Below are 26,453 nucleotides of genomic sequence, written 5' to 3'. Positions count from 1 at the left end.
TCACCGTTCGCAGGCGACGCCGTCGCCGTCGCGGTCGAGGGCCGCCCGGTACCCGGGCTCGCCGCGGTACAGCGGCGCGGCGCCGGCGGCCTTGGCCGCGGTGCAGTTCTTGTAGTAGGCGGCGGAATCCTGTTCCGGAGCCGGTGCTTCCTCGGTGGTCGGCACGGGCGCCGGCTTCGGGGGCGCGGCCTTGGTCGCCGGCGCGGGCGGCTGCGGCGTGGGTGTCGGGGTCGGCGCCGGGACGTCGATGGCGCCGTTGCACGGCGGTGCCCACAGGCCGCTCACGGCCTGGCGCGCCGTGGTCTCGGCGGCGGCGAGCGCCGGGGCCGCGACACTCGTCGCGTACTTGAGATAACCGTTTTGGATGGCGAGAGCCGCGTAATCCTGTCCACCGGCCAGCGTTACGGCGACGCCGTCCACCGTTTCCGCGCCGAGCTGGACGGTTTTCCCGTAAAGGGTCGAGGTGGCCCAGGCTAGCGATTCGGCCGCGTAACAACCGGTTGTGGTGACCGGGGCGACGACACCGAGCACGCGGACCGTTTTCCGGGTGCCGTCACTGCCGTTCACGACGACGTTCGCGCCGTCCGTCACGGTCCCGACCGTGTAGGTCACGGCGACCGGCGTGGGAGTCGGCGTCGCGCTGCTCGTGCTGGTGGGAGTCGTGGCCGGCGGTGTGGCGGCCGCCAGCTTCGGCTCGGGCGTCTTCCCGAAGACGGCGCCGAGCACGAACAGGACGCCAAAAGCGGCCAGGACGATCTTCAGCCAATTCGGTAGGCGCTTCATGCCGGTTTCCCTCGTTCCTCGAACGCGACGTGCCGACGGTGTACTCGGGAAATCTGCCGCCGTTGTTACGCCGGGGACCGTGATCGACCACCAGTCGTTATCCGGCGGAATGTAACCGTCACGATCACGTCACGAACAGCGTTTCCGTCGTGAAAAAGCGTCACAAACCCGGGCGGGGAAACGACCAGGCGGACGTGATCGAATCCCTCCCGCTGCTCGGGGCCGGCGGCTACCCCGCGCAGGGCATCGAATTCACCGCCCTGGAGATCCGGACGACCGGCCTGCGCCCGGGCCGGATCGTCGAACTGGCCGCGCTGCGCGTCCGCGCCGACGGCGCGGTCGTCGGTGAGTTGACGACCCTGGTGGACCCGGGACCCGAGGTACCGCTCGGCCCGGTCGTCCTGCACGGCATCACGCGGGAGGAGCTGGACGGCGCGCCGTCGTTCGGCGCGGTGCTGGGGTCGTTGCTGAACCTCTGCCGCGGCAGTGTCGTCGTGGCCCACGACCTGCCGTTCCTCACGGCCTTCCTGAGCAGCGAGGCCGCGCGGCTCGGCGCCCGCGTGCCCGTGCTGCCGGGCGTGGACGTGCTGGCCGCCGCGCGGTCCGCCGTCCGGCTGCCCAACTTCCGGCTCGCCACCGTCGCCGGCGCCTTCGGGGTGCCGAGGCCGGGGCAGCCGGCGCTGAGCGGCGCGCGCACGGTCGCGTGGCTGGCGACCAGCCTCTTCGGACGGCACGGCTTCACCTTCGCCGCCGCCCCGGTGCTGCCCGCGCTGGCCACGTTCGCCGAGGGACCGTTGCGCCCGCGCGTCGACGTCTCGAGGGAGCAGCGGCCGGGGTGGATGGCCGAGGCCGTCGACCGGGTCGCCGGTGAGGACGCGTACCTGGACCTGCTCGCCGGCGTCGTCGCCGACCAGCACCTCTCGCCGCCCGAGGTGGCGGCTTTGGCCGCGCTGGCGGCCGAAGCCGGGTGGGACGAGGCCCGGGTGCGCGCGACGCACGAGCGGTTCGTGGCGGCGGTGCGCGCGGTCGCGGAAGGGGACGGCGTCGTGACGGCGGCGGAGGCACGGGAACTGCGTCAGGTGGCCACCGCGCTCGGCGTCGACCTCGGCGGCTTCGGGCCCACCGACGGGCCGAAGCCGACCCGGGTCCTGGTGCTCGGCACGACGGCCGCCGCGGACCGGCTGCGGGCCCGCGTGCTCGAGGAAGGCGTCCAGCTGGCGAAGAAGCTGACGGGGAGCGTCACGCACTTGGTGGCCGACGCGACGGTCCCGGCGAACGAGCCGCGGCTGACGCGCGCCGCCGAGCTGGGCGCGGCCGTGCTCGGGGTCCGGGAGGCGCCGGTCGCGCTCGGGTTCGAGGCGCCACCGGCGGTCCGGCCTGCCGCGACCGCGCCGGGAAAGCGCGTCGGCGGGCGGATCCTGATGGGTGTCGGGCTGCTGCTGATGTTCATCGTCGTCGTCTCGATGTTCGGCGGCGAGGCGTTGGCGGGCGGGATCGTGCTCGCCGTCCTCGGGGTCGGAGCGCTGCTCGGCGGCTGGTGGCTGACCGAGCCGGCGGCTCGGTAGCCTCGGTGCGGTGCCGAAACTGATCCACTTGAACGGGCCCACCGGGATCGGGAAGTCGACCATCGCGGCTTCCTACGCCGAACGGCATCCGGGGGTGCTGAACCTCGACACCGATCGGGTCGTCTGCCTGATCGGCGGGTGGCGGGACACGTTCTTCCAGACCTTCAAGGCCGCGCAGCTGCTCACCGCCGCCATGGCCGAGACGCACCTGCGGACCGGGCACGACGTCGTCATGCCGCAGCTCGCCACCCGCGTTGTCGACATCGAGGCCTTCGAGGCCGTTGCCGCGCGGGCCGGGGCCGAGTACCGGGAGATCCTGCTCACCGCCGAAAAGCCCGTCGCGCTGGATCGGTTCACCGCGCGGGTGGCCGGGGGGACGAACGCGGGTGTCGACGTCGTCGTGCAGGGGCGCGGGGGTACCGCGGTGGTCGAGCGGATCCACGACCAGCTCGCCGCCTACCTGCCGCAGCAGCCCGGCTGCGTCGTCGTGCCGACGGATGGGCGCGCGCCTGAGGAGACTTATGACGAGGTTGTCGCCCTGCTCTGAACCCGGATCGGGTTCACTGGAGGCATGACGGCGATTCCGGAACTCGCGCTGCGGCAGATCGAACGGTGGTGCGCCCAGCGGGTCCCCGAGCGGGTCCTGGACAAGGTCCGGGTCGAGTGCCGGACCCGGGGCCGGACGGTCACGATCGTGGAGTGCCGCGCGCCGTGGCGGCCGCAGGCCGGGCCGGAGTGGACCGAGCAGAAGATCGCTCAGCTGCGCCTGGACGAGTACGGGATCTGGTCGGTGCGCTGGGCCGATCGCAACGGCAAGTGGCTGACCTATCCGGACGCGCCGGTCGCCAGTACGCCGCCGGCGTTGCTGGCCGAGATCGACCGCAACCCCAACGGGATCTTCTGGGGTTAGGCCGGCGGCGGGAAGCGTTTTTCGTTGCGGTCGATCTTCGCGTGCGCCGCTTCGGCGAGGTCGACGCCGAGGCGGTCCGCCAGCTGGAGCAGGTACAGCGTGACGTCGGCGATCTCGTCCAGCACGTTCGCTTCCAGGCCCGGATCCGCGCGCCACGCGTCGGACTCCTCGGGCGTCAGCCACTGAAACAGCGAGGTCAGCTCGCCGACCTCGCCGGACAGCGCCATCACGAGGTTCTTCGGGGTGTGGAACGGCTCCCAGGAGCGGGCGGCCGCGAAGCCGCGCAGCCGCTGGGTCACGTCGTCGAAGGTCACGCGGCCGATTCTCCCCGGTCGTCACGGACCGCTAACGGCCGTATGGCGGACTGCCGTTGACCGGTGAATCTCTCACTCAATAGGTTGACCGTCGTCGGGATGCTTGCGGGGCCAGGTGCTGGGAAAGGAACGTCTTGAAGTACCTGCGATCCGTGCGCGGACGCATGCTGGGCATCGCGTTCGTCCCCGGGGTCGCGCTCGTCGTCGTCGCGCTCGTGATCGCCGCTTTCCTGATCCACCAAGCGGATCGGACGCGCGAGCAGGCGACGGAGACGGCGGCCGCGGCGGACCGGACGGCCCGCGCGGTGGTCTCGTTGCAGGCGCAGCGAGGCGAGGCCATGGCGACACCCGACCACCGGGCGTCGGCGTACGCGATTTTCACCCAGCGCATCGACACCACGATCGCCGGGCTGCGCGACTACGCCCGCCGCGCGCCGGACGCCGAATCCGCGTACCAGCAGACCACCGCGATCGACCTGCTCTGCGTGGCGGAAGGCATGTACCGCGCCGATTCCCTCGCGCTGGCCGGCCTGGACAGCGTGACGCGGCAGTCGTTCACCACCGCCGTGGCCGCCTACCGGGCCCAGCTGGCGCAGGTCTCCGGGCAGCTCACCGAGACCGGCCGGGAGGCCTACGAGTCGATCACCCGCAGCGCCGAATGGAGCAAGCTGGCCGCGGTCGAGGACGCCCTCATCGCCGCCGAACCGTTGCCCATCCCCGAATCCACGTGGCGAAGCGCCGCGTACACCGTCTCGCAGCAGCTCGGCCTGCTCTACAGCCGTCAGAGCCAGTACGCCGTCCAGCTGACCCTCGACGACGGGCGCCGCACCCTCGCCGGCGCGCTCGCCGCGAGCACCGCGATCCTGCTCTCCGCCGTTCTCCTGCTGGTCGTCGTGCGGCGGCTGGTGGCGCGCGTGCCGGTGCCGGTAGTGCCGATCATGGTGCCGACGGCCCGGACGGCCATCCCGCGGCCCCGGCACACACGGTCACCGGAGCCGCGAGCACCGGAGCCGTGGCCGAGGAAAGCCGTGTTCGAGGAACTGCGACGCCGATGACGACCTCACGGAGAGTCATGGATTACTCCGAAAAGAGCACGCGGTTGGCCCACCCGCCGCGACGGCACCGTCGGGCAGACTGGTGCGCGTGAGTCCCCACTCGGATCTTCGCCCTTACCTGCGCACTTTGGACGCGGAGACGCTGGCGGACCTGTTGCACGCCCAGGCCGAGCGCGACCCTGAGCTACGACATTCGCTCGAACTGCGCGCGGCCACCCAATCCGGTGACGTCAGCGAGGCGCACCGGCTGCTGGACACCGCGGTGACCGACGGGAACGTCGAGTACACCGCGAAGGTCGGCGCGGTCCTCGACACGCTGCAGCGGATGCTCGACGTCGGCAGCCGCGCCGACCTGGCGCCGCTGGCCCGCCGCACGGTCGACGACATCGGCGAGATGTACGAGCAGGCCGGTGACCACCCCGGTGACCTCGGCGAACGGCTGGACCGGGCCGCCGAGCTGTACGCCCGCGCGTGCGCCGCCCGGCCGCCGGACCCGGAGAAGCTGGCCGACTGGATCCTCGAGGTCGAGTTCGACGGCCCCGGCCGTCCGGCCATCGACCTCGCCGAGTTCGCGGCGCCGCTGGGCGAGCCCGGCCTGCGCCGGATCAAGTCCACTGTGGACGACGTGCTCGCCGCGAGCGGGCCCGGCCACCGGCGGGACGTGGCCGAGCGGCTGCAGGAGCAGCTGGCCGAGGTGCTCGGCGACGTCGACGGGCTGGTCGCGATCCTGTCGGCCAAGCCGCCGCGCCGCGAGGTCAGCCTCAAGATCGTGCGGGTGCTGCGGGCCGCCGGCCGGCACAGCGAGGCCATCGCGCACGCCGCCCGCGCGCTTACGCCGCACAAGAACGTCTCAGCACCAGAGGTGTCGCAGCCGCCCGAAGAGGACGACGACGTTTCGCGGCGCCGCAAGGAGTTCGACGCGCAACCGGGCCGGGAGACCTACGCCGCTCTGCGCGAAGCCGCGACGGACGCGGGGAAGTGGCCGGCCCAGCGCCGGGCCGCGCTGGCCCGCCTGCGCGAGATGGCCGCCGAGGGTGTCGAGCACGCCGACGAGCTGGCCCGGCTCCTGCTGGAGGACGGCCGCGCCGACGAGGCCTGGCGCGCCTGCGTCCGGTTCGGGGCGTCGCCGCAGGTCACGCGGGAGCTGGCCGAGCTGCGGGCGACCGAGCACCCGGCCGAGACGATCCCGGTGTTCCGCGCGGAGGTCGACGAGCTGATCGAGCGGAAGGACCCCCAGGCCTACCAGGAGGCCGCGCGCCGCCTGAAGCTGTTGCGCACCTTGCACAAGCGCGCCGGGACACCGGACGAATTCACCGCTTACCTCGCCGCGCTGGTGGAAACCCACAAGCGGAAAACCCGCCTGATCACGGAAATCCGCACCGCGCGCATCGCGTTGCCGAAAGCCGTAACCTCGCCGCGCGCGGCTCGTTGACCGGCTGAACCGGTTTGCACGTGCATCCGGCATCGAGCCCGCCAAGGCGGTCACACCGCTTCTGGCCAGTGATGTCGCGGTGGCCCTGTTCCGCCGTCCGGCTCGGCGCCTCCCCGTCGAGCAGCCGGCGGGACCCGCGCCAGGGCCACCGCGACCTGCTCGCCACCCCGATGAAAACATAAAGCCATGAGCCCGGTGAGTCGCGCCCGCAAGAAGGCCCCCCAACCCGTCACGCACAGCGTGACCGGTCTGTTCAAGGACGTCCTGAACGACTTTTCGGCGCTGGGCGCCGACCCGGCGGCGGTGGACGTCGAACTGCTCGCCTCCGAGGTGCTCGGGCAATTCCACGACGTGCCGGTCGAAGACGGCGAGGAGCCGCTCGGCCTGGAGCTGATCGCCTTCGCGCAGCGCAAGATCACCCCGGGCGCGGCCGCGCTGCTGGCCGCGCTGGCCGTCGTCGCGGAGACCGACGTCGAGCGCAAGGCCGCCGACGCCGGCCTGGAGACCGTCCTCGGCCGCGGCATCCCCGCGCCGCCGTGGGCGGGCGGGCTGGGCCGGGTCACCGCGGGCGAGTGCTGGCGGACCGGTGACGTCTACGGCGACGAGTCGTCGCTGCTGATCGTGTTCGCCCACGGCGACCAGGTGCACGGCCTGCTCGCGCTGCTGGACTTCACCGAGGGCGGCCGGGTGCGCGACCTCGTGGTGATCGACCAGCCCGGTGAGGTCCTCAAGGAGATGCGCGACCAGGCCGAGGCCGACCCGGAGCTGGTCGTGCTGGAGGCCGTCGACCCCGCCGACGCGCACCGCCTGATCGCCGACGGCCTCGACGCGACCGACCACCTCGACGAGGCCGACGTCAGCGAGGACTACGCGCGTTTCCACGCCGTCGCGCTCACCTGGTGCCGCGCCCTGCCGGAGCCGTCGCTCGTGCCCGAGGTGTCCGAGTGGTCCGCCGACGAGCGGGCGGCCGTCGTCGAGCAGTTCGTCGTCGCGAGCGGTGAAGAAGCCGACGCGGCGCGCGCGATCGGCGGCCTGCTGCTGGAACACGGCCTGCGCACCGACCCGGCGAACCCGCTGCGGGTCGGCCCGGAGAAGCTCGCGCGGTTCCTCGAGGGCCTGCTGGGCGAGGAGTACGAGCTCGACGCCGACCACGAGGACGCCGTCGAGCCGGTGGTGCTGGCCTGGGCGCAGTGGGCGGCCGAGCGGGAGGGCCTGACCGAGACGGCGACCGCGGCTCTCGAAGAGGCCGTCGCCGAGTACCTGGGCGAGTACAACGACGAAGACGACTCCCCGCTGGAGCGCTACTTCGGCGACGTCGGCGACCTTTCGCCGTCCGAGCTGGCCGACGCGCTGGAACGCCGGATGTTCGCCGTCCCGTCGCTGACGGCGGAGATCGGCGACGAGGAGGTCGACCTCGACCCCGGTGACCCCGAGCAGCGCCGCGCGCTCGTCATCGCCGAGGCGGACGAGGACGAGGAAGAAGAGCGGCTGGTGCTGCGCGCCACGGTCGTCGACCAGCTGTGGGAGGACGAGCCCGCTGAAGCCTGGCAGGCCGTCCAGCGCCTGCAGGAGGGCGAGCTGGACCGCGCGGAGATCTTCGACCAGCTGATCGACGCGCTCGCGGGCACGCTGCTCGAATCGGAAGAGCTCGAATACGACGCCGACGGCTACCTGGAAGCGCTGGCCGAACTGGGCTGACTCAGGGGATGGGGCCCGCCGGCTCGACCGGGTTGGTCTTCCGGCGGCGCTCCTGCAACCGGTCGTCGAAGTCGACGACGAACGTTCCGGCGGCCATCGCGATCAGCAGGGCCAGACCGAGCACCGCACCGACCCACGTGAGGATCATCGTGAACATCGCGGGCCTCCTCCCCAGCTCAGAGCGGTTTTCCTGACTCCTTCAGGGTCGCTTCCGGAACGGGTCTCCGGTATCGGCCAACCGGTTACGCCTGGCGGCGCCGCCTCGGCCGATCGGCCGAGAAACGAGCGCCGAGAGCGACAACGCGTGCTCGGCCGTTCGCCCACAGTGGAAATGCCGACATGTGGGTGAACGGCCGGCGTAGTGGTGTCAGAGCTTGCGGAGCCGGACGCGGTTGATGGTGTGGTCGGCGTCCTTGCGCAGCACCAGCGTCGCCCGGGGCCGGGTCGGCTTGATGTTCTCCATCAGGTTGGGTTCGTTGATCGTCCGCCAGAGGTGGCTCGCTTCGGCGCGGGCCTCGTCGTCGGGCAGGCCGGCGAAGTGGTGGAAGTGCGACGCCGGGTCCGCGAACGCGGTGTGCCGCAGCTTCAGGAAGCGCTCGACGTACCAGCGCTGGATGTCGTCGGTGTGGGCGTCGACGTAGATCGAGAAGTCGAACAGGTCCGACACCATCAGCCGCGGGCCGGGCTGCAGCACGTTCAGGCCCTCGAGGATGAGGATGTCCGGCTGCCGCACGACCTGCTCCTCGCCGGGCAGGATGTCGTAGGCCAGGTGCGAGTACACCGGCGCGGCGACGCGCTCGGCGCCCGACTTGACCTCGGTGACGAACCGCAGCAGCGCGCGGCGGTCGTAGCTCTCCGGGAAGCCCTTGCGGTGCATGATCCCGCGGCGCTGCAGCTCGGCGCCCGGGTAGAGGAACCCGTCGGTGGTGACCAGGTCGACGCGCGGGTGGTCCGGCCAGCGGGCGAGCAGCGTGCGCAGCACGCGGGCCGTGGTCGACTTGCCGACCGCCACGCTCCCGGCGATGCCGATGACGTACGGGACCTTCGTGCCGCGGGAGTCGTCACCGAGGAACGTCGTGGTCGCTTCGTAGAGCCGCTGGCGCGCGGCGACCTGCAGGTTGATCAGGCGGGACAGCGGGAGGTAGACGTCGGCCACCTCGGCCAGGTCGACCTGCTCGCCGAGGCCGCGCAGGCGCAGCAGCTCGTCCGCCGTCAGCGGCAACGGCGTCGAACTTCGCAGTTCTTTCCACTGTTCCCGGTGCAGCTCGACATAGGGGCTGAGTTCGCGGACCCGGGTCATCGCACACTCCTCCGGCCGTCGCCTGCACTGGCGGACGTTCACCTGCTGGATCAACGGTAGGGCTTACGGCCGGTGAACGCGCTGTGATGTAGTCCACCCCCTATCTTGGGGCGATCACCGCGGGTGACGATTTCCGAAGACGTCGTCCCACGCCGCCGCGACCTGGCGCGCGCACGTCGCGGGGTCCACCCCGCCGATGCCGGTGCCGAGCCCGGGCATCGCGATCGTCTCGACGGACTCGCGGACCGGGCCGTGGTCGAGCTCGCCGTCCCGCCACTTCAGGAACACCGCGCGCGCCGCGAGGTAGGGGTGCACGGTGTCGGGCGGCAGCAGTTCGCCCGGCTCCCGCATGGTCGGCGCGCTGATCAGCCACGCCGGCTCGGCCTCGCCCGTCGCGACGATCACGGCCTCGCCGATCGGCAGCTCGCCGCCGTGAAACGCCAGTACGGCGCTGCGGACGTGCTGTTCCACACCGGGGAACGCCCGCGCGTAGACGGCGTCGATGCCGCCGCGCATCCAGCCGTAGGAGTTGGCCGGGCTGACCACGGCCTGGGCGACGACGTCGAGGACCGACCCGCGGTGCACCCGGACCCGGCCCGCCACCCCTCTTTGGGGGGTCCGGGTGGCGAAGCCCCCGGCCCGGGGCGAAGCCCCGGTTGTCATTGCCTTGGCGGCGGTGGTCCAGGCGGTGGCGAGTGGTTCATCGACGGCGCACAGCACCAGCTCCGGGGAGCGAGGGGAAACCGGCGGGTGGGTGCCCTCTCGGCCGGTGTGCGTGCCCGAGTCGGCGGTCACGCTCCTAGCATCGCAAAAAATGCCACCCGGCGTAACCGGTGCCGGTACCGGCTGTCCGAGTGAATGTCGCCACGCCCGGGCCCCGTAACCTGGGTGTTGTGTCACGGATCGCATACTTCGGCCCCCAGGGGACCTTCACCGAACAGGCCGCGCGGATCCTCGCCGGCGGCGAAGAGCTGATTCCCGTCGAGACCGTCCGGCTGGCGATGACGGCCGTCCGCAACGGCGAGGCGGACGCCGCGTGCGTCCCCATCGAGAACTCCGTCGAAGGTGTCGTGCCGACGACGCTCGACGCGCTCAGCGAGTCGACGCCGCTGGTCGCGGTCGCCGAGGCGATCCTGCCGGTGCACTTCAGCGTGCTCACCCGGCCGGGTGAGCGCGAGATCCGGACCGTCGCGAGCCACCCGCACGCGCTCGCCCAGGTCCGCGACTGGCTGGAGGCGAACCTGCCCGGCGCGAAGCCGGTGGCGTCGTCCTCGACGGCGGCGGCCGCGGTCGGCGTGCTCCAGGGTGACTTCGACGCCGCGGTCTGCGCGCCCATCGCCGTCGAGCACTACGACCTCGAGGTGCTGGCCACCGAGGTCGCCGACGTCACCGACGCGGCGACCCGGTTCCTGCTGGTCCGCCCGCCGGGCGACCTGCCGGAGCCGACCGGCGCCGACCGGACGTCGGTGGTGGCCGCGGCGGTGAACCGCACCGGCACGCTCGCCGAGCTGCTCACCGCGCTGGCCGACCGCGGGATCAACCTGACCCGCCTCGACGCCCGCCCGACGCGCAACAACTTCGGCGAGTACCGCTTCTTCATCGACTTCGAGGGGCACGTGGCCGAGCCGCGGATCCTCGACGCGCTGACGGCGCTGCGCCGGCACTGCCGCAACCTGCGGTTCCTCGGCTCGCACCCGCGGGCCGACGGGGTCCGCCCCACGATCGAAGCCGGCTTCGGCAACGACGACTTCGTGGACGCGGCCGTGTGGGCCGACGCCGTCCGCAAGGGGGACCTGGCGTGAGGCTGCTGCTGATCCGCCACGGCCAGACCGACGGGAACGTCCGCGGCGCGCTCGACACCGCGCTGCCCGGCCCGCCGCTGACCGAGCTCGGGCACTCGCAGGCGGCCAGCCTCGCGGGGCGCCTGTCGGGGGAGCCGCTGGTCGCGGTCTACGCGTCCCAGGCGACCCGGGCCCAGCAGACCGCCGCGCCACTGGCCGCACAGTTCGGCCTGGACGTGCAGGTCGTCGACGGTGTCCACGAGGTCGTCGCCGGCGACCTGGAAGGCGCCACCGACCACGCGTCGATCCGGGTCTACATGGACACCGTGCGGAAGTGGACGCTCGGCGAGCTGGAGCCGTCGCTGCCCGGCGGGGAGAACGGCGCGAGCGTGCGCGCGCGGATGCTCGAAGCCGTCGGCGGCCTGCGCGCCAAGCACGAGCAGGCCGATCCGGACGGGGTCGTCGCGCTGGTCAGCCACGGCGGCGCGATCCGCCTGGGCGCCGAATGGCTGGCCCCGAACGTCCACGCCGACGTCGCCAACGCGGCCCTGATCCCGAACACGGGCATCGTCGAGCTGCAGGCGCGGCCCGAGGGGCAGTGGCACTGCCTGACCTGGGTTGACACGCCGCTCTAACCGTCACGAAAGTGTGATGCTGTCACGTTTAGGACACTTTCGGTGGGGAATTAACAACTGACCCAACCTGCCGTTGATCCGTACGTCTACCCAGTAGCACCACACCAGGGAGGCGATTGAAATGGTTCGGACGAAGCTTTCACGCTTGCTGCCGGTCGTCGCGGCTTCGGCGGGCGTTCTCGCGCTCAGCGCCTGCGGCGGTGGCGGGACCACCCCGGCGGCGAGCACGTCCACGCCGTCGCCGTCCGAGTCCCCGGCCTCGTCCACGGCCCCCACCGCGACCACCGGCTCCAGCACGCCGGCGCCGAGCAGCTCGCCGGTCGCCGCGCCCGCGGACAACGGGCTCTGCAAGTCCGGGGACGTCAAGCTCGCGCTCGGCCAGGGTGACGCCGGCGCCGGCTCGCTGTACCGCTCGCTGGTCATCACGAACTCCAGCGGCAAGCCGTGCGAGATCCAGGGCTTCCCCGGCGTCTCCTACGTCGGCGGCACCGACGGCCACCAGGTCGGCAAGGACGCCTTCCGCGAGGGCACCAAGGGCAACGCCGTCAAGCTGAACCCGGGCCAGTCCGCGGTCGCCGACATCCAGTTCGTCAACGTGCGGAACTTCGACTCCGCGACCTGCCAGCCCACCGAGGTCAAGGGCCTGCGGATCTACCTGCCGCAGGAGACGGCGTCGAACTTCGTGCCCTCCCCGGGCACGGGGTGCGCGAGCACCAAGATCCCGGGCAACCAGCTCGCGGTGAAGACGGTGCACCCCGCCTAGAGGCGGCCGCAGATCTCCTGCGCCTGCACCAGGTGGCGCTGCCCGGAGATGTCGTTGAAGTGCAGGCTGAGCACCATCCGGCTGACACCGTCGATGTGGTCGGCCAGCGGCTGGTAGGTGGCGTTCACCTGGGCCGCCGCCGCGGAGAGCTCGCGCGCGGCGGTCATCCGGTGGAGCCGCTCCGGCGTGAGGCCGGGGGTCAGCGACGGCTGTGCGTCCCGGCTCGTGTCGGGCAGCTCGCCCACGCGGTCGAGCGCCTGGCACGCCGCGAGGGCGTCGTCGAGGGCGCCGGCGTGCACCCCGGACAGGCTCCAGAGCAGGCCGAGCACGCCGCCGCCGAGCACGAAGCCGGCCACGGCGCAGAGCACCAGCATGCGGCGCGACTGCGGCACGGGCGCCGCGGCCTCGCCGGAGTCGCCGGATTCGGCCGCCGGCTCCTCGTAGTCGGGCCCGGCGTCGGTGCCGGTGTCCATGGTGCGCATATCCGCCTCCCACCACCTGGGTGATGAGGTATTTCAGCTCACATTCGCGGATCCTGGTGCTTCCGTGCCCCGGCTGAGTCCGATTCGTCATCGAGCGAGACGCGGCGCGGCCGAAAACTCAGCCCCAGCCGAGCTCGTGGAGGCGGGCGTCGTCGATGCCGAAGTGGTGGCCCAGCTCGTGCACGACGGTGATGAGGACCTCCTCGACGACCTCGTCCTCGTCCTCGCACATCGAGAGGATCGGCTGCCGGTAGATCGAGATCCGGTCGGGCAGCACCCCGCCGTACGACGACGTCCGCTCGGTCAGCGCGATCCCGTGGTAGAGCCCGAGGATGTCCGGCGCCTCGTCGTTGAACTCCTCGACCAGCACGACGACGTTGTCCATCGCCTTCGCGAACTCCGGCGGCACCTCGTCCAGGGCCTCCGAGACCAGTTCTTCGAACCGCTCCCGGCTCATCTCGACGGGCATCAGCCGTTCTGCTTCGAGGTCGGCGGCGCGGAGCTCGACTTCGTCGGGCCGCCGCCACCGTCCGACGGCGGTCCGTCGGCGGGCGGGCCGTCACCCGGCTGGCCGCCGTCGGCGCCGGCCGGCGCGGCCTTGATGCTGCCGGTCACGGCCTGGAGGCCGCTCTTGTCCGGCAGCAGCGCCGCCACCTTGCAGTTGACCTTGGTCGAGCCCGCGTCCCAGCTCTCCTGCTCACGCAGGTCCCAGCTGAGGATCAGGTGCTTGGCGTCGAGGTCGGCGCCGCCGGTGTAGTCCGATGCCGATTTGGTGCACTCGGTGTCGAGCCAGCTCTTCTGGTCGTCCTGCGAGGGGTAGGCGTCCTTGAACTTCGACTTGAGGTCGAGGGTCGCGACGATCTCGTAGGAGTGCGGCTTGGTGCAGTCGACCGGGTCACCGACGCTCTTGCCCTGCAGCGCCAGGCAGGTGCCGGGTTCGAAGGCCAGCGACTGGTCCTGCTCCTTCGCCGGCCCCTTCGTCGGCAGCAGCTTGCCGGCGGGGCCCGCCCACTGCAGGCCACAGCGCAGCTGGCGGTCGCCGTCGGCCCACTGCGAGGCCGTCGGGCGCAGGAGGTTCGTCGTGAGTTTTCCGTACGGATCGAGGTTGTGCCCGAGGTACGGCTTCACGTCGGCGGTGCACTTCTGCTGGGCGATCTGCTGCCACTGCTCCAGCGTCGGCGTCGGCGCGCCCTCCGGGAACTGGGCGCCGATGTCGACGAGCGTGGTCACCTCGAACAGGTGCGGCTCGGTGCAGGCGACCTTGCGCGCGTCGCTCGCGTCCGGGTTGTCCCAGGTCAGGCAGCTGCCGGGGGGTGAGTGGAAGGCTTCTTCGGCGGCCGCCGACAGCTTGCCGGCACCTCCGCCGACGCCGCCTGTGATGCCGCCGCCCCACGAGAAGACGACACTGAGGGCGAGCGCGATGAGCGCGCCCGCGAAGATCCCGCCCATCACGACGCGGGTGCGCAGCGTCTGCGAGGCGGAGGGGAACCGATCGGCGCTGGAAGACATCGCAGTCCATGATGCCCGCGTCGCGCGAGACGTGCGCGATCCGGGTGGTTAGGGTGGTCACGGTTTCGTGGTGGCCGGTGATTACGGAGCGTATATGACGCAGGACAACAACACTGGGGACCAGCCGCCCCCTGAGCCGCCGAAGCGCGGTTCCATGAGGTTCCAGGACTCGAACACGCAGCCCCGCGAACCTTCGCTGGCCGAACAGCGAGCCCGTCAGCAGGCGCTCGTCCAGGAAGAGCGCGACGAGGAACTCGCCCGTCAGTCGGACGCCAAGGCGGCCACCCGGCGCAAGATCCTCATCGGCAGTGGCGTCACGGTCGGGCTCGTCGGCCTGGTCGCGACGTTCTACGCGGTCGCGAAGCCGGCCGGTGAGGTCACCGCCGTCTGCACCGACTCGAACGGCATCGTCCAGGGCGACGACAACTGCGACGAGACCTACGTGACCAGTCACGGCGGGTACTCCAGCGGTGGCTTCCTGTTCCTGCCGATCGGCGGTGGCGGCTACAACAGCTACCGGTACAACTACGGCGGCACCGGCACCATCGGCCAGCGCGTGTCGGGCGGCTCGTACGACGCGCCGTCGTCGCGGACCAGCGTCAACACCAAGTCGGGCAAGTCCGTCCAGCGCGGCGGCTTCGGCATCAGCGGCAAGAGCGGCAGCACCGGCGGGACCGGCGGCAGCGGCAAGAGCGGGGGATCGTAGGTGTACCGGGACCGGCGTGAGCCGCGGCGCGACTGGCAGCGGATCGTCGAGGAGCAGGGGCTCGTCTACGGCACGCCGGCCCGTGACAGCAGCGGCCGGGTGCGGCCGTACTGGGACGAGTCCGTGCACTACGTCTTCGACATGGACGAGGTCCTCTCGCTCGAAGCCGACGTCGAACTGCTGCACTCGATGTGCCTGGAGGCCGTCGACAACGTCGTGACGACCGAGGGCTACCGGCGCTTCGGCATCCCGGAGTGGGTCTGGCCGCACATCGCGGAGTCGTGGAAGCGGCAGGACCCGCACGTCTACGGCCGGTTCGACCTGCGCTACGACGGCAAGTCGCCGGCGAAGCTGCTCGAGTACAACGCGGACACGCCGACGACGCTGCTCGAGGCGTCGCTGCTGCAGTGGCACTGGAAGACCGACGTCTTCCCGGACGACGACCAGTGGAACTCGATCCACGAGAAGCTCGTCGAGCGGTGGGCGTTCCTGCAGGACAAGCTGCCGTCGAACGAGCTGCACTTCACCTGGTCGGCGGCCGACCCCTCCGGCGAGGACAACGTCACCACGGCGTACCTGCAGGAGACGGCGGCCGAGGCCGGCCTCGACACCGTGGGCCTGGCGATCGAGGAGATCGGCTGGGACCCGGTGCTCAAGCGGTTCGTCGACCTCGAAGAACAGCAGATGGCGACCGTGCTGAAGCTGTACCCGTGGGAGTGGGTGGTCGACGAGGAGTTCGGCCGCAACGCCGTCGAGTCGCTGCCGCGGACGCTGTGGATCGAGCCGCTCTGGAAGATGATCCTCTCCAACAAGACGCTGCTGGCGGTCCTGTGGGAGAACTACCCGGGCCACCCGAACCTGCTGCCCGCGTTCGCCGACGACCCCGGCATCCTCACCGAGTACGTCCGCAAGCCGAAGCTGGGCCGCGAGGGGGCGAACGTCCAGATCGTTGCCACCGGCTACGAGACCCAGACCGACGGCGTCTACGGCGCCGAAGGGTTCGTCTACCAGGCGTTCGACCCGCTGCCCGAGTTCGACGGCTACCGGCCGGCGCTCGGCGCGTGGATCGTCGGCGACAGCTCCGCGGGGCTGGGCATCCGGGAGACCGGCGGCCTGGTGACCGACGACGGTGCGGCATTCGTCCCACACCGCATCCCCGAGTCGTGATACAACACCGCTGCTGATCAGCTCTTTTTCCTGGGAGAGAACTCGTGAACACGACCCTTGCGCTGTCCGACACGTTCGGCTCCGACCTCGTGCGGGGGATCGGCGCGATCCTGCTCTACGGCGTCATCGGCCTGCTGCTGATGTTCGCCGGCTTCTACGCCATCGACTGGACCACGCCCGGCAAGCTGTCGAAGCTGGTGCACGCGGGCCTGCCGAACGCGGTGATCGTGACCGCGTCCGGCCTGCTCGCGATGTCGTTCATCGTCGTCGTGGCGATCTTCAACTCGGCGAGCGACCTCACCGAGGGCCTGATCACCTCGCTGGTCTACGGCCTGCTCGGGATCATCGTCCAGGTGGTCGCCGTCCGGCTGCTGGAGTGGGCGACCCGCATCGACGTCGCATCGACCATCGAGAGCGAGAAGTTCGCCCCGGTCAGCATCGTCGTCGCGGCCGCGCACATCGGCCTCGGCCTCGTCGTGGCGGTCGGCATTTCCTGACCCTCTGGCATCCAGGTGAGCCGGGCCACGTGCGTGGCCCGGCTCTCTTGTTCCCACTAGCGTGGGGTTCGTGCGCCTGCTGAGGACACCGGACGACCGGTTCACGGACCTGCCCGACTTCCCCTTCGAGCCGCGGTACGTCGAGCTCGACGACCCGCACGGCGGCGTCATAAGAGTGGGTTACGTCGAGGCCGGCCCCGCGGACGGCCCGCCCGTGCTGCTCCTGCACGGCGAGCCCAGCTGGTCGTACCTGTACCGCAAGATGCTGCCGGTGCTCGCCGCGGCCGGCCTGCGCGCCATCGCCCCCGACCTGGTCGGTTTCGGCCGGTCCGACAAGCCCGGCGACATGGTCGACCACACCTACGCCCGCCACGTCGAGTGGATGCGCGGGTTCGCGTTCGACGCCCTGGACCTGCGGGACGTCACGTTCGTCGGCCAGGACTGGGGCGGCCTGATCGGCCTGCGCCTGGTCGCGGAGCACCCCGACCGGTTCGCGCGCGTGGTGGCGTCCAACACGGGCCTGCCGACCGGCGACCACGACATGCCGGCGGTGTGGCACGCGTTCCGCGAGGCCGTCGAAAAGGCCCCGGTGCTGGACGTCGCCCGGTTCGTCCAGTCGGGCTGCAAGACCGAGCTTTCGCCCGAGGTGCGCGCGGCCTACGACGCACCGTTCCCGAACGAGATGTACAAGGCCGCCCCGCGGGCGATGCCCGGCCTGGTGCCCTACCAGCCGGACAACCCGGCGTCGGCGGCCAACCGCGCGGCCTGGAAGACCCTCGCGGAGCTGGACATCCCGTTCCTGGTGGCCTTCTCCGACGGCGACCCGATCACGGGCGGCATGGCCCCGGTGCTGCAGCGGTCTCTTCGCGGCGCGCAGGGCTTGACGCACCCGGTGATCGCGGGCGCGGGTCACTTTCTGCAGGAAGACGCTGGTGAGCAGCTGGCCGAGCACGTGGTGCGCTTCGTCCGGGGCTGAGTTTGTCTGTCAGGCGAACCAGACGTCGTCGCTGTGGCGCAGCTGCCACCAGAGAGCGGCGTCGATGCCGGCGAGGAAATCTCGGTCGCCTCCTGGCAGGTGCAGGCAGCCGGTCACGAGGTGGTGCTCGGCGACGATCCGCTCGATGGTGGGGCGGCGTGGGCGCGGCCAGTCGAGCTGGTTGACCGGGGTTGTCTTAGTGAGGCCTTCTTTTCGACGATCTCGACGATCTCGACGACCAGACAGGACGGCCGGCTGTAAGCGGTGCGCACACCGCTGAGCCACAAGTCTGGGGTGTCGCCGCGGTTGTCGTTGCGCCAAAGCTGAGCGTAGAAGGCGCCGACCTCGCAGCCCCAGATGCTTTGGTGTTCCCAGCCGGGTAGGTCGACCATGTCCCGGAACTCTTCGCCGGGTTGGCGGTCATAGCTGCGTGAGGTCCACGCAGGTTTCCTGGTGAAGATGCCCAACTCCACTCTCCGATGCGTCCGCCGTTCAGCGTCGCTCAGAAATGTAGTCAATCGAGCACGGCCGACAGTTCCGCTCGCCAAACGCCGTGAAGGCCTCCTTACCGGCTCTTATGGCCGGTAAGGAGGCCTTCACGGCCTTCATGCCCCCAGGTTGTCGGGGGCGCTCGCCAGGCTTGAATCGGGGGCTGCTCAGCTCAGGCGAGCGCCGCGTGGGTGGCGGCCAGCGAATCGACCAGGATGTCCAAGCCTTCCTGAGCCTCATCGGCCGTCAGGGTCATCGGTGGGCCTAGTCGCAGCACGTTGCCGTGCAGGCCGCCCTTGCCGATCAGCAAGCCGCGCTTCTTCGTCTCCTCCAGCATCCGGGCCGCCGCTGCGACAAAAGGCGAGGTAGTGCCCGGCTTGATCAGCTCGATGCCGATCATCAGGCCCTTGCCGCGGACCTCCGCCACCAGAGGCGACGAAGCCGCGCGCAACCCGGAGAGCAGCTGGCGGCCCCGGGCCGCGCAGTTCGCCTGGAGGTCGTGGTCCTTGATGTAGTCGAGCACCGCCGTCGCGCCGGCCATCGAGACCGGGTTGCCGCCGAACGTCGAGAACGACTGGGCCTGGAAGCAGTCGAGCACGTCGCCGCGGGCGACCACGCCGCCCACCGCGAGGCCGTTGCCGAGGCCCTTCGCGAACGTCATCATGTCCGGCGTCACGCCGTGGGCGTCGATGCCCCAGAAGTGCTCGCCCGTGCGGCCCCAGCCCGTCTGGACCTCGTCGGAGACGAACAGCACCCCATAGGAATCGAGCACCTCCTTCATCGCCCGGAACAGGCCGTCCGGCGGGAGGCTGAAGCCGCCGACACCCTGGATCGGCTCGGCGATCAGGCAGGCGACGTCGCCCGCGGTCGCCGTGTCCAGGACGTCGACCAGGTCGGCGACGCAGGCCTTGATGTAGTCGGCGTCCGACAGGTCGCGGAACGGGCTGCGGTACCGGTAACCGCCGTGGACGTAGTTGACCTTGACCGGGCTGAGCGCCGACGCCGACCAGCCGCGGTTGCCGGTGATCGCGACCGTCCCGAACGACCGGCCGTGGTAGGAGTTCCGCATCGCCAGCACCTGGTTGCTGCGCCGGAACTGCGTCGCGAGCATCAGCGCCGTGTCGTTGGCCTCGCTGCCGGAGTTGGTGAAGAACACCTTGGCGTCCGGGATACCCGACAGCTTCGCGATCCGCTCGGCCAGCTCGACCTGCGAGCGGATCAGGTACAGCGTCGAGGTGTGCAGGATGCCGGTGTCGAGCTGCTTGCGGACCGCGTCGCCGATCTCCGCGACGTCGTAGCCCATCGAATTCGTCAGCACGCCGGCGAAGAAGTCGAGGTAGGTGCGGCCCTTCGAGTCGGTCATCCGCCGGTCGTGCGCGTGCACGATCTCGATCGGCTCCTCGTAGAGCAGCGACATCCAGGACGGCATCACAGCGCGGTGGCGGGCGAGCAGCTCGTCGGTCATCGGGGCGCCTCCTCGGGGTCTCCCAGAAGTATGAGGAGGCCGCGAAGAGCGCTTCAACGATCAGACTGTCGGGATAACCCAGTAGGGACGCACAGTCTGTACGGACTACCCTCTGTCTTCGTGATTGACCCCAGGACTCTGCGCGATGACCCGGAAGCCGTGCGCGCGTCGCAGCGCGCCCGTGGCGAGGACGAAGGAGTGGTCGACAAGCTGCTCTCCCTCGACTCCCGGCGCCGCTCCTCGATCGCGGCCGCGGACAAGCTGCGCAACGAGCAGAAGCTCCTGGGCAAGCAGATCCCGAAGGCCCCGCCGGAGGAGAAGCAGCAGCTGCTGGCCACGGCCAAGGAGCTCGCCGCCCAGGTCAAGGCCGCGGAAGCCGAGCAGAACACGGCGTCGGAGGAATTCGACCAGCTCTACCGCACCCTGCCGAACCTGGTCCACCCGGACGCGCCGGTCGGCGGCGAGGACGACTTCGCCGTCGTCAAGCACGTCGGTGAGCCCACCAAGTTCGACTTCACCCCGCGCGACCACCTCGAGCTGCTCGAAGCCCTCGGCGGCGTCGACATGGAACGCGGCGCGAAGGTGTCCGGCTCGCGGTTCTACTTCCTCACCGGCGTCGGCGCGCAGCTGCAGCTCGGCCTGCTCAACATGGCCATCGCGCAGGCGCTCGAAAACGGCTTCACGCCGATGATCACGCCGTCGCTGGTGCGTCCCGAGATCATGGCCGGCACCGGCTTCCTCGGCCAGCACTCGAGCGAGATCTACCACCTCGAGGACGACGACCTGTACCTCGTCGGCACGTCGGAGGTGCCGCTCGCCGGCTTCCACGCCGACGAGATCCTCGACCTGAACGACGACGCGAAGCGCTACGCGGGCTGGTCGTCCTGCTACCGCCGCGAGGCCGGCTCGTACGGCAAGGACACCCGCGGCATCATCCGCGTGCACCAGTTCGACAAGGTCGAGATGTTCGTCTACACCAAGCCGGAGGACGCCGAGGCCGAGCACGAGCGGCTGCTCGGCTGGGAAGAGCAGATGCTCGCGAAGATCGAGGTGCCCTACCGGGTCATCGACACCGCGACCGGCGACCTCGGCACGTCCGCGCACCGCAAGTTCGACTGCGAGGCCTGGGTCCCGAGCCAGGAGGCCTACCGCGAGCTGACCTCGACGTCGAACTGCACGACGTTCCAGGCCCGCCGCCTCTCGGTGCGCTACCGCGGCGAGAACGGCAAGCCGCAGATCGCCGCGACACTCAACGGCACCCTCGCCACCACGCGGTGGATCGTCGCGATCGTCGAGAACCACCAGCAGGAGGACGGCTCCGTGCGCGTCCCGGCGGCGCTGCGCCCGTTCGTCGGCGGCAAGGAAGTCCTCACGCCGCGCTGAATCGGGCGGATCCCCGGTGCTCTCCCGTTCGTCCCAGTAAGGTCCGGGCGAACGGGAGAGGACTCAGCGTATGCGCGTGAAGTGGCAGGTCGTGATGGCCCTGGCGGCCCTGACCGTGGCGTCGGGCTGCACGGTGGCGGTCGGCGGATCGGCGTCGCCGGTGCCGGGCCAGGGGGCGATCGTCAAGGACATCGACGCCTGCACGCTGCTCGACGAGTCCCAGCTCGACGCACTCGGCTACGAGACCACGGGCCGCTCGGTCAAGGAGGACAAGGACCGGCTCCAGACGCCGATGTGCCTGTGGAACACGAAGGAAGACGTCGACCCGTCGGCCGTCCTCAACGTCGGCTACACCACGGACATCGACTTCAACGAGTACATCGCCGGCGCCGTGCCGAAGTCCGGGCCGCAGCCGATCGCCGGGTTCACCTGGACGCAGTACCCGTCGATCATCGGGAACGACTGCGTGCTGTACGCGCTCATCGGTGACAAGTCCTTCGCGTACGTGAGCGTCTCGGAGCCGCCGCTGGACAAGGCGTGCGAGCTGGCCAAGGCGGTGGTCCCGCAGGTCGCGGCGCACCTGCCCGGCGGGCAGGACGCGCCGTCGATCACCCCGACGGTGCCCGCGAAGACCGAGCCGGGCGGGCCGCTGCTGTCGGTCGACCCGTGCACGATGCTGAAGCCGGATCAGGTGGCGCAGCTGCCCGACATCCAGCCCGACGGGAAGAAGGACAACTCCACCACGGTGCCGAACGCGACGTTCTGCCTGTGGGACGACACCGACGGCGACGGAGGGCAGAAGGCGTTCGAAGTCTGGCTCGGCCCGAGCACCCCGGTCACCGAGTGGCCCGGCGCCAAGGGCGTCCCGGCGACCGAGACCGTCGACGTCGGCGGCAAGAAGTGGGGCATCTTCCCGAACATGGGCGGCCTCCGCGCGACCTGCGGCGCGACCCTGGCCATCACCGACACGTCGTCGGTCGAGGTGGTCAGCGGGTTCGTCGGGGACGACGCCAAGACGTGCGACCTCGTGAAGAAGGGCCTGCCGCTGGTGACGGCGAACCTGCCGGGCTAGGCCGAGACCTGGTCCGCGATGTGGCGCGCGATCTCCAGCGCGCTCGTCGCGGCCGGCGACGGCGCGTTCAGGACGTGCACCTGGTCACGCGCGGTCTCGATGAGGAAGTCGTCGACGAGCGAGCCGTCGCGGCGCATGGCCTGCGCCCGGACGCCGGAGCCCTGCCGGACGATGTCGTCCTCGGTGACGGCCGGGACGAGCCGGGCGAGGCTCGCGGCGAACCGCTTCTTCGAGAACGAGCGGCGGACCTCGTCGAGCCCGGTCGGGAACGCGTACTTCTTCGCGAGCCGCCAGACGCCGGGGAACGCGGCGACCTCGGCGACGTCCTTGGCGGAGAAGTCGGCCCAGCGGTAACCCTCGCGGCGCAGCGCGAGCACGGCGTTGGGGCCCGCGTGCACGCTGCCGTCGAGCATGCGCGTGAGGTGCACGCCGAGGAACGGCAGCGTCGGGTCCGGCACCGGGTAGATCAGGCCCTTGACCAGGCCGCGGCGTTCGGGCTTGAGCTCGTAGTACTCCCCGCGGAACGGCACGATCTTCGCGGAGGGCGTCAGCCCGGCCAGCCGCGCGACCCGGTCGGAGTGCAGGCCGGCGCAGTTGACGAGCCCGTCCGCGACGACGACGTCGTTGCCCGTGGCCACTTCGACACCGCCGTTGCTCCCGGCGCGGATGGCCAGCGCCGGGCTGTTCAGCCGCAGGTCGACACCCGCTTCGTCGAGCAGCCGCACGAGCGCCTGGCAGACGGCGGGGAAGTCGATGATCCCGGTCGACTCCACGCGCAGCGCGGCGACGCAGGACACCTCGGGCTCGTACTCGCGCGCCTCGGCGGGGGAGATCTTCTTGGCGGGCACACCGTTCGCCTCGGCCCGCTCGGCGAGGGTGTCGAGCGCGGGGATCTCCTTCTCGTCGGTGGCGACGACGAGCTTCCCGCACACCTCCACCGGCACGCCGTACTGGCGCGCGAAGTCCACGATGGACCGGTTGCCCGCGACGGACATCCGCGCCTTGAAGGAGCCGGGCTTGTAGTAGAGCCCGGCGTGGACGACGTTCGAGTTGTGCCCGGTCTGGTGCGCCGCCCACCGCGGCTCCTTCTCCAGCACGGTCACGTCCAGCCCGCGCCTGGTCAGCTCCCAGGCCACGGCCAGACCGACGATCCCACCCCCGACGACCACCACGTTGCGCACGATCGACCAGGCTACGCGAGTCCCCGCGATCCGCCGACCAGGTGGTTCGGGAAACCGCGCCGAGCGGCAGCGGGGTAGCGGCAGGCGGCTTCGGAGTGCCGCTCAGTCCGCCAGCCCGGCCGTCGTCAGAGCCTTTTGGGCGCTCATCCCGAGTCCCACCACATAGGCCTGTTCGAAACCCGCCGCCCCCAACGACTCCCGCACCCGGGCCCGGACCGCCGACACGTCCGGGTCGCCGCTGATCGCCGTCCCGCGCACCGCCGCCGCCGCGCCCAGCAGCACCGCCGCCTGCTCCGGGTGGACGGCCGCGCCGGCCAGGCCCTCCAGGGCGAACGCCACGACGTCACCCGCGTGCCACCGGCGGCCGACCTGCAGCGCCTCGCGGTACAACCCGGCCGCGTCGGACACCCGGCCTTCGCCCAGGGCCAGCCAGCCCAGTGAGATCAACGCCGCCGCGTGGACCGTCTCCGCCGCGAACGAGCCGCCCTCGCACTCCGCCAGCGCCCGTTCACACCACGACCGGGCCGTCGGCAGGTCACCGTCCAAGCGGGACAGGGTGGCCAGGCCGATGTAGGCCGCCGCGCGGGACTCCGGCATGCCCGACCGGCGGGCCGTCGACTCCGCGAGCTCGTAGTCCGCCCGCGCGCCCGCGTGGTCACCCTGCAGCAGGCGGGTCCAGGCGCGGCGGGTGATCAGGTCCGCGGCGTCGTCCGTCGCGCCCAGCTGGTGCATCAACGCCAGCGACTCGTCCATCTTCACCAGCGCCTCGGCGTACTCACCCCGCCAGCTCAGCAGCTGCGAAAGGTGGTCCAGCGCCATCGAAAGACCCCACCGCTCGCCGAGTTCGCCGAACTGCAGCGCGCCCTCGCGCAGACCTTCTTCGGCCTGGACGAGGTCGCCGGTCATCATCGAGCGCAGGCCGAGGCCCATCGGGACCATCGCCCACGTCCACGGCTCGCCGTGCGCCAGCATCACTTCGCCGCGCCCGTACATCTCGGCGTCGTCGGCGGGCGGCCCGATCACCACGGCCAGCAGCATGATCAGCATCGGGTGCCGCGGCGACCACATCGAGTCCCTGGCGTACCGGCGGGCCAGCGGCACGTACGGCGCCAGCGCCTCCTCACCCGGCATCCCGGCGAGCGCGGTGAGCAGGCAGAGCAGGAACTCCTCGAGGTACTCCGCCTGGACCTCCGGCCCGCAGCGCTTCACGACCTCCAGCGACAGCACCGCGCCCTCGAACCGGCGCCCGCGCATCCACCAGTACATCGCCAGCGACGTGACCAGCCGCACCGCGATGGCGACGTCCGCGTCGGCCGCCCAGCGCAGCGCCGCCAGGACGTTGTCGTAGTCGGCGTCGATCCGGGCCAGCCAGTCCAGCTGCGCCGCCGTCCGCAGCAGCGGGTCCGCCTCTTCGGCGAACCGCAGGAAGTACTCGGCGTGCGCGCGGTGCAAAGTTTCCGTCTCGCCCGCTTCGGCGAGTTTCTCCGCGCCGAACACGCGGATCGTCTCCAGCATCCGGAACCGCCCGCCGACGGCCTCGACCAGCGACTTGTCGGCCAGCTCCGGCAGCAGGGCGTCGTCCGCGCCGCACACCTGCGCCGCCGCGGCGAGGGTCGCGCCGCCGGGGAAGACCGTCATGCGCCGCGCCAGCCGCCGCTCGTCGTCGTCGAGCAGGTCCCAGCTCCATTCGACGACACCGCGCAGCGACCGGTGCCGCTCCTCGGCCGTGCGGCTGCCGCGGGCGAGCAGCCGGAACCGGTCGTCGAGCCGGGCCGCGATCTCGCCGACCGGCAGGGTCCGGACGCGGGCCGCGGCCAGCTCCAGGGCCAGCGGCAGGCCGTCGAGGGCGGCGCAGATGTGCTGGACGTCGCCGATCGTCGACTCGTCGAGGGCGAACGCGGGATCGCTCGCGGCCGCGCGGTCCGCGAACAGCCGGACGGCGGGGAACTCGCCGGCCCGTGCGGCGGACGTCCCGGGCGGGGGCACGGCCAGCCGTGGCACCGGCGCCAGCTGCTCGCCGGTAATCCCGAGCGGCTCGCGGCTGGTGGCCAGCACCCGCAGCCCGGGGCACGCGCCGAGCAGCCGCCCGGCCAGCCGGGCCGCGACGTCGACGACGTGCTCGCAGTTGTCGAGCACCAGCAACGTCGTGCGGTCGCGCAGCGCCGCGATCAGCCGGTCGGCCGGGTCCTGCGCCTCACGCTGCCGGAGGGCGGTGTCCCGCAGGCCCAGCGCGCCGAGCACCGCGCCGACGACCTCGCCGTCGCCGTGGGGCGCCAGCTCGACGAACGCGACCGGGCCCTCGGTGACCGCGGCCGTTTCGATGGCCAGCCGGGTCTTGCCGGTGCCGCCCGGCCCGAGCAGCGTGACGAGCCGGGCGCGCGCCAGCAGCTCCGAGACCTGCCGCAGCTCGGCGTCCCGGCCGACGAAGCTGGTCAGCTGCGCGGGCAGCGCCGGGATCGCCGGCTTCTCCGGCTCGCCGCGCAGCACGGCGAGGTGGACCTCGGCGAGCTCCGGGCCGGGGTCGGCGCCCAGCTCGTCGGCCAGGGTGCGGCGGGCGTCCTCGAACGCGGCCAGCGCGTCGGCGGAGCGGCCCGCGGCGTGCAGCGCGCGGACGAGCTGCGCGCGCGGCCGTTCCCGCAGGGGGTGGGCGGCGACCGTCTCGCGCAGCCCGGTGAGGACGTCCTCGGCCTGGCCGAGGGCCAGCCGGGCCTCGACGTGGTCGTCGGCCGCCTCGGCCCGCAGCTCCGCGAGCCGGGTGGCCTGCGTGCCGGCGAAGGGTGCGTCCGGCAGGTCGCTGAACGCGTCCCCGCGCCACAGTGCCAACGCCGCACCCAGCACGTCGGCGGCCTGCGCGTGTTCCGACGCCTTCAGCAGCGCACGGCCTTCGCGTACGAGCCGTTCGAAGGCGAGAGCGTCCACTTCGTCCGGTTCGACGTCCAGGCGGTAGCCCGCCGCGGTGAACTCCACCGGGGCGAGATCCTTCAGAGCCGTCCGCAGCCGGGACACCTGGGACTGGAGGGCGTTGGCCGCGCCGTCCGGCGGGTGCTCGCCGTACATCCCGTCGATCAGCCGCTCGGCCGGGACGAACCGGCCGGCCTCGAGCGCGAGCAGCGCCAGGAGGGTTCGCGACCGCGGGCCGCCCACCGCCACCTGCGTGCCGTCAGGGCGCCATGCGGCGACGGCCCCCAGCACCCCGAATCGCATGTTTGCAGCCTAGGACGAGTTTCGGGGGTCCGGGTGGCGAAGCCCCCGGCTCGGGGCGAAGCCCCGGGTGTCACAGACGTTCGGCG

Annotated in this window: 27 protein-coding genes; 15 read left to right on the top strand and 12 right to left on the bottom strand. The window is 71.5% G+C overall.

The genetic code is table 11. The features are described from left to right. Positions 1-783 carry a thermonuclease family protein gene (locus ACGFMK_RS28975; RefSeq protein WP_392769615.1) on the bottom strand — a complete coding sequence of 261 codons (783 nt, stop codon included), beginning with the start codon at positions 781-783 and terminating at the stop codon, positions 1-3. 194 nt (positions 784-977) lie between these two features. Between ACGFMK_RS28975 and ACGFMK_RS28970 the strand changes: the two genes are divergently transcribed. The 3 genes from ACGFMK_RS28970 to ACGFMK_RS28960 are packed head-to-tail and all read left to right on the top strand — an operon-like array spanning position 978 to position 3,258. Beyond that, on the top strand, positions 978-2,348 hold the full coding sequence (locus ACGFMK_RS28970) for a PolC-type DNA polymerase III (RefSeq protein ID WP_392769612.1): 1,371 nt from the start codon (positions 978-980) through the stop codon (positions 2,346-2,348). Positions 2,349-2,358: 10 nt separating this feature from the next. Then, on the top strand, positions 2,359-2,895 hold the full coding sequence (locus tag ACGFMK_RS28965; RefSeq protein ID WP_392769611.1) for an AAA family ATPase: 537 nt from the start codon (positions 2,359-2,361) through the stop codon (positions 2,893-2,895). Positions 2,896-2,919: 24 nt separating this feature from the next. Further along, the gene (locus ACGFMK_RS28960) at positions 2,920-3,258 is read left to right on the top strand and encodes a DUF3024 domain-containing protein (protein WP_392769608.1); all 339 of its coding nucleotides are present in this window, start codon (positions 2,920-2,922) and stop codon (positions 3,256-3,258) included. Here ACGFMK_RS28960 and ACGFMK_RS28955 read toward each other — a convergent pair. Continuing rightward, a complete protein-coding gene (locus tag ACGFMK_RS28955; RefSeq protein WP_392769605.1) occupies positions 3,255-3,572 on the bottom strand; it encodes a nucleotide pyrophosphohydrolase in 318 nt (105 codons plus the stop codon). The genes ACGFMK_RS28960 and ACGFMK_RS28955 overlap by 4 nt on opposite strands. 134 nt (positions 3,573-3,706) lie before the next feature. Between ACGFMK_RS28955 and ACGFMK_RS28950 the strand changes: the two genes are divergently transcribed. The 3 genes from ACGFMK_RS28950 (at position 3,707) to ACGFMK_RS28940 (ending at position 7,757) form a co-directional block, all read left to right on the top strand. After that, entirely contained in the window at positions 3,707-4,627 is a 921-nt protein-coding gene (locus ACGFMK_RS28950) for a nitrate- and nitrite sensing domain-containing protein (protein WP_392769602.1), read from the top strand. A gap of 88 nt (positions 4,628-4,715) precedes the next feature. Continuing rightward, positions 4,716-6,059 carry a hypothetical protein gene (locus ACGFMK_RS28945; protein ID WP_392769600.1) on the top strand — a complete coding sequence of 448 codons (1,344 nt, stop codon included), beginning with the start codon at positions 4,716-4,718 and terminating at the stop codon, positions 6,057-6,059. A 186-nt stretch (positions 6,060-6,245) separates the two neighbouring features. After that, positions 6,246-7,757, top strand: coding sequence for a hypothetical protein (locus ACGFMK_RS28940; RefSeq protein WP_392769597.1), 1,512 nt, complete (start codon positions 6,246-6,248; stop codon positions 7,755-7,757). Between the two features lies 1 nt (position 7,758). Here ACGFMK_RS28940 and ACGFMK_RS28935 read toward each other — a convergent pair whose 3' ends face one another. The 3 genes from ACGFMK_RS28935 to ACGFMK_RS28925 all read right to left on the bottom strand — a co-directional run bounded on the left by ACGFMK_RS28935 (position 7,759) and on the right by ACGFMK_RS28925 (position 9,852). Then, positions 7,759-7,914: a hypothetical protein gene (locus ACGFMK_RS28935; protein ID WP_392769595.1), complete on the bottom strand. Its 156-nt coding sequence runs from the start codon at positions 7,912-7,914 to the stop codon at positions 7,759-7,761. 210 nt (positions 7,915-8,124) lie between these two features. Then, positions 8,125-9,057 (bottom strand): type I pantothenate kinase, encoded by a 933-nt coding sequence (gene coaA / locus ACGFMK_RS28930; protein ID WP_392769592.1) that lies wholly within the window; start codon positions 9,055-9,057, stop codon positions 8,125-8,127. Positions 9,058-9,171: 114 nt separating this feature from the next. Then, entirely contained in the window at positions 9,172-9,852 is a 681-nt protein-coding gene (locus tag ACGFMK_RS28925) for a macro domain-containing protein (RefSeq protein ID WP_392769590.1), read from the bottom strand. A 98-nt stretch (positions 9,853-9,950) separates the two neighbouring features. On the opposite strand from ACGFMK_RS28925, the gene pheA reads away from it, so the two are divergent. From pheA to ACGFMK_RS28910, 3 genes are all read left to right on the top strand, one after another. Next, the gene (gene pheA / locus ACGFMK_RS28920; protein WP_392769587.1) at positions 9,951-10,859 is read left to right on the top strand and encodes a prephenate dehydratase; all 909 of its coding nucleotides are present in this window, start codon (positions 9,951-9,953) and stop codon (positions 10,857-10,859) included. Further along, complete coding sequence (locus ACGFMK_RS28915) at positions 10,856-11,473, top strand: histidine phosphatase family protein (RefSeq protein ID WP_392769584.1); 618 nt, start codon at positions 10,856-10,858, stop codon at positions 11,471-11,473. The genes pheA and ACGFMK_RS28915 overlap by 4 nt, the downstream gene beginning before the upstream one ends. Positions 11,474-11,594: 121 nt before the next feature. Beyond that, positions 11,595-12,236, top strand: a complete 642-nt coding sequence (locus tag ACGFMK_RS28910) for a DUF4232 domain-containing protein (RefSeq protein WP_392769581.1) — start codon at positions 11,595-11,597, stop codon at positions 12,234-12,236. Here the strand turns inward: ACGFMK_RS28910 and ACGFMK_RS28905 are convergent. The 3 genes from ACGFMK_RS28905 to ACGFMK_RS28895 all read right to left on the bottom strand — a co-directional run bounded on the left by ACGFMK_RS28905 (position 12,233) and on the right by ACGFMK_RS28895 (position 14,227). Continuing rightward, entirely contained in the window at positions 12,233-12,718 is a 486-nt protein-coding gene (locus ACGFMK_RS28905) for a hypothetical protein (RefSeq protein WP_392769578.1), read from the bottom strand. The two genes, ACGFMK_RS28910 and ACGFMK_RS28905, sit on opposite strands and share 4 nt — an antisense overlap. A 118-nt stretch (positions 12,719-12,836) precedes the next feature. Continuing rightward, positions 12,837-13,187, bottom strand: coding sequence for a metallopeptidase family protein (locus ACGFMK_RS28900; RefSeq protein ID WP_125305989.1), 351 nt, complete (start codon positions 13,185-13,187; stop codon positions 12,837-12,839). Continuing rightward, positions 13,187-14,227 carry a septum formation family protein gene (locus tag ACGFMK_RS28895; protein ID WP_392769573.1) on the bottom strand — a complete coding sequence of 347 codons (1,041 nt, stop codon included), beginning with the start codon at positions 14,225-14,227 and terminating at the stop codon, positions 13,187-13,189. The genes ACGFMK_RS28900 and ACGFMK_RS28895 overlap by 1 nt, the downstream gene beginning before the upstream one ends. A gap of 154 nt (positions 14,228-14,381) precedes the next feature. Here ACGFMK_RS28895 and ACGFMK_RS28890 point away from each other — a divergent pair, with 154 nt between their 5' ends. From ACGFMK_RS28890 to ACGFMK_RS28875, 4 genes are all read left to right on the top strand, one after another. Continuing rightward, the gene (locus ACGFMK_RS28890) at positions 14,382-14,933 is read left to right on the top strand and encodes a hypothetical protein (protein WP_392769571.1); all 552 of its coding nucleotides are present in this window, start codon (positions 14,382-14,384) and stop codon (positions 14,931-14,933) included. Next, entirely contained in the window at positions 14,934-16,100 is a 1,167-nt protein-coding gene (locus tag ACGFMK_RS28885; protein ID WP_392769568.1) for a glutathionylspermidine synthase family protein, read from the top strand. 44 nt (positions 16,101-16,144) lie between these two features. Beyond that, a complete protein-coding gene (locus ACGFMK_RS28880; RefSeq protein WP_364561444.1) occupies positions 16,145-16,597 on the top strand; it encodes a DUF350 domain-containing protein in 453 nt (150 codons plus the stop codon). A 70-nt stretch (positions 16,598-16,667) separates the two neighbouring features. Continuing rightward, positions 16,668-17,573 carry a haloalkane dehalogenase gene (locus ACGFMK_RS28875; RefSeq protein WP_392769565.1) on the top strand — a complete coding sequence of 302 codons (906 nt, stop codon included), beginning with the start codon at positions 16,668-16,670 and terminating at the stop codon, positions 17,571-17,573. Between the two features lie 113 nt (positions 17,574-17,686). On the opposite strand, the gene ACGFMK_RS28870 is transcribed toward ACGFMK_RS28875, so the two are convergent. Next, positions 17,687-18,040, bottom strand: coding sequence for a hypothetical protein (locus tag ACGFMK_RS28870; protein ID WP_392769562.1), 354 nt, complete (start codon positions 18,038-18,040; stop codon positions 17,687-17,689). A 194-nt stretch (positions 18,041-18,234) separates the two neighbouring features. Further along, on the bottom strand, positions 18,235-19,527 hold the full coding sequence (locus ACGFMK_RS28865; protein ID WP_392769559.1) for an aspartate aminotransferase family protein: 1,293 nt from the start codon (positions 19,525-19,527) through the stop codon (positions 18,235-18,237). 120 nt (positions 19,528-19,647) lie between these two features. On the opposite strand from ACGFMK_RS28865, the gene serS reads away from it, so the two are divergent. Together serS and ACGFMK_RS28855 are read left to right on the top strand one after the other, a co-directional pair. Next, positions 19,648-20,910 carry a serine--tRNA ligase gene (serS, locus tag ACGFMK_RS28860; RefSeq protein WP_392769556.1) on the top strand — a complete coding sequence of 421 codons (1,263 nt, stop codon included), beginning with the start codon at positions 19,648-19,650 and terminating at the stop codon, positions 20,908-20,910. Positions 20,911-20,980: 70 nt separating this feature from the next. After that, positions 20,981-21,982: a DUF3558 family protein gene (locus ACGFMK_RS28855; RefSeq protein WP_392769553.1), complete on the top strand. Its 1,002-nt coding sequence runs from the start codon at positions 20,981-20,983 to the stop codon at positions 21,980-21,982. On the opposite strand, the gene lhgO is transcribed toward ACGFMK_RS28855, so the two are convergent. Together lhgO and ACGFMK_RS28845 are read right to left on the bottom strand one after the other, a co-directional pair. After that, a complete protein-coding gene (gene lhgO, locus ACGFMK_RS28850; protein WP_392769550.1) occupies positions 21,979-23,163 on the bottom strand; it encodes an L-2-hydroxyglutarate oxidase in 1,185 nt (394 codons plus the stop codon). The genes ACGFMK_RS28855 and lhgO overlap by 4 nt on opposite strands. Before the next feature lie 102 nt (positions 23,164-23,265). After that, a complete protein-coding gene (locus ACGFMK_RS28845; protein WP_392769547.1) occupies positions 23,266-26,367 on the bottom strand; it encodes a BTAD domain-containing putative transcriptional regulator in 3,102 nt (1,033 codons plus the stop codon). Positions 26,368-26,453: the final 86 nt, after the last annotated feature.

Source organism: Amycolatopsis sp. NPDC049252 (genome assembly GCF_043197175.1).
Taxonomy (GTDB): Bacteria; Actinomycetota; Actinomycetes; order Mycobacteriales; family Pseudonocardiaceae; genus Amycolatopsis.
Note: the sequence above shows the minus strand (reverse complement) of the source record. Positions and strands in the feature narration are given on the sequence as shown.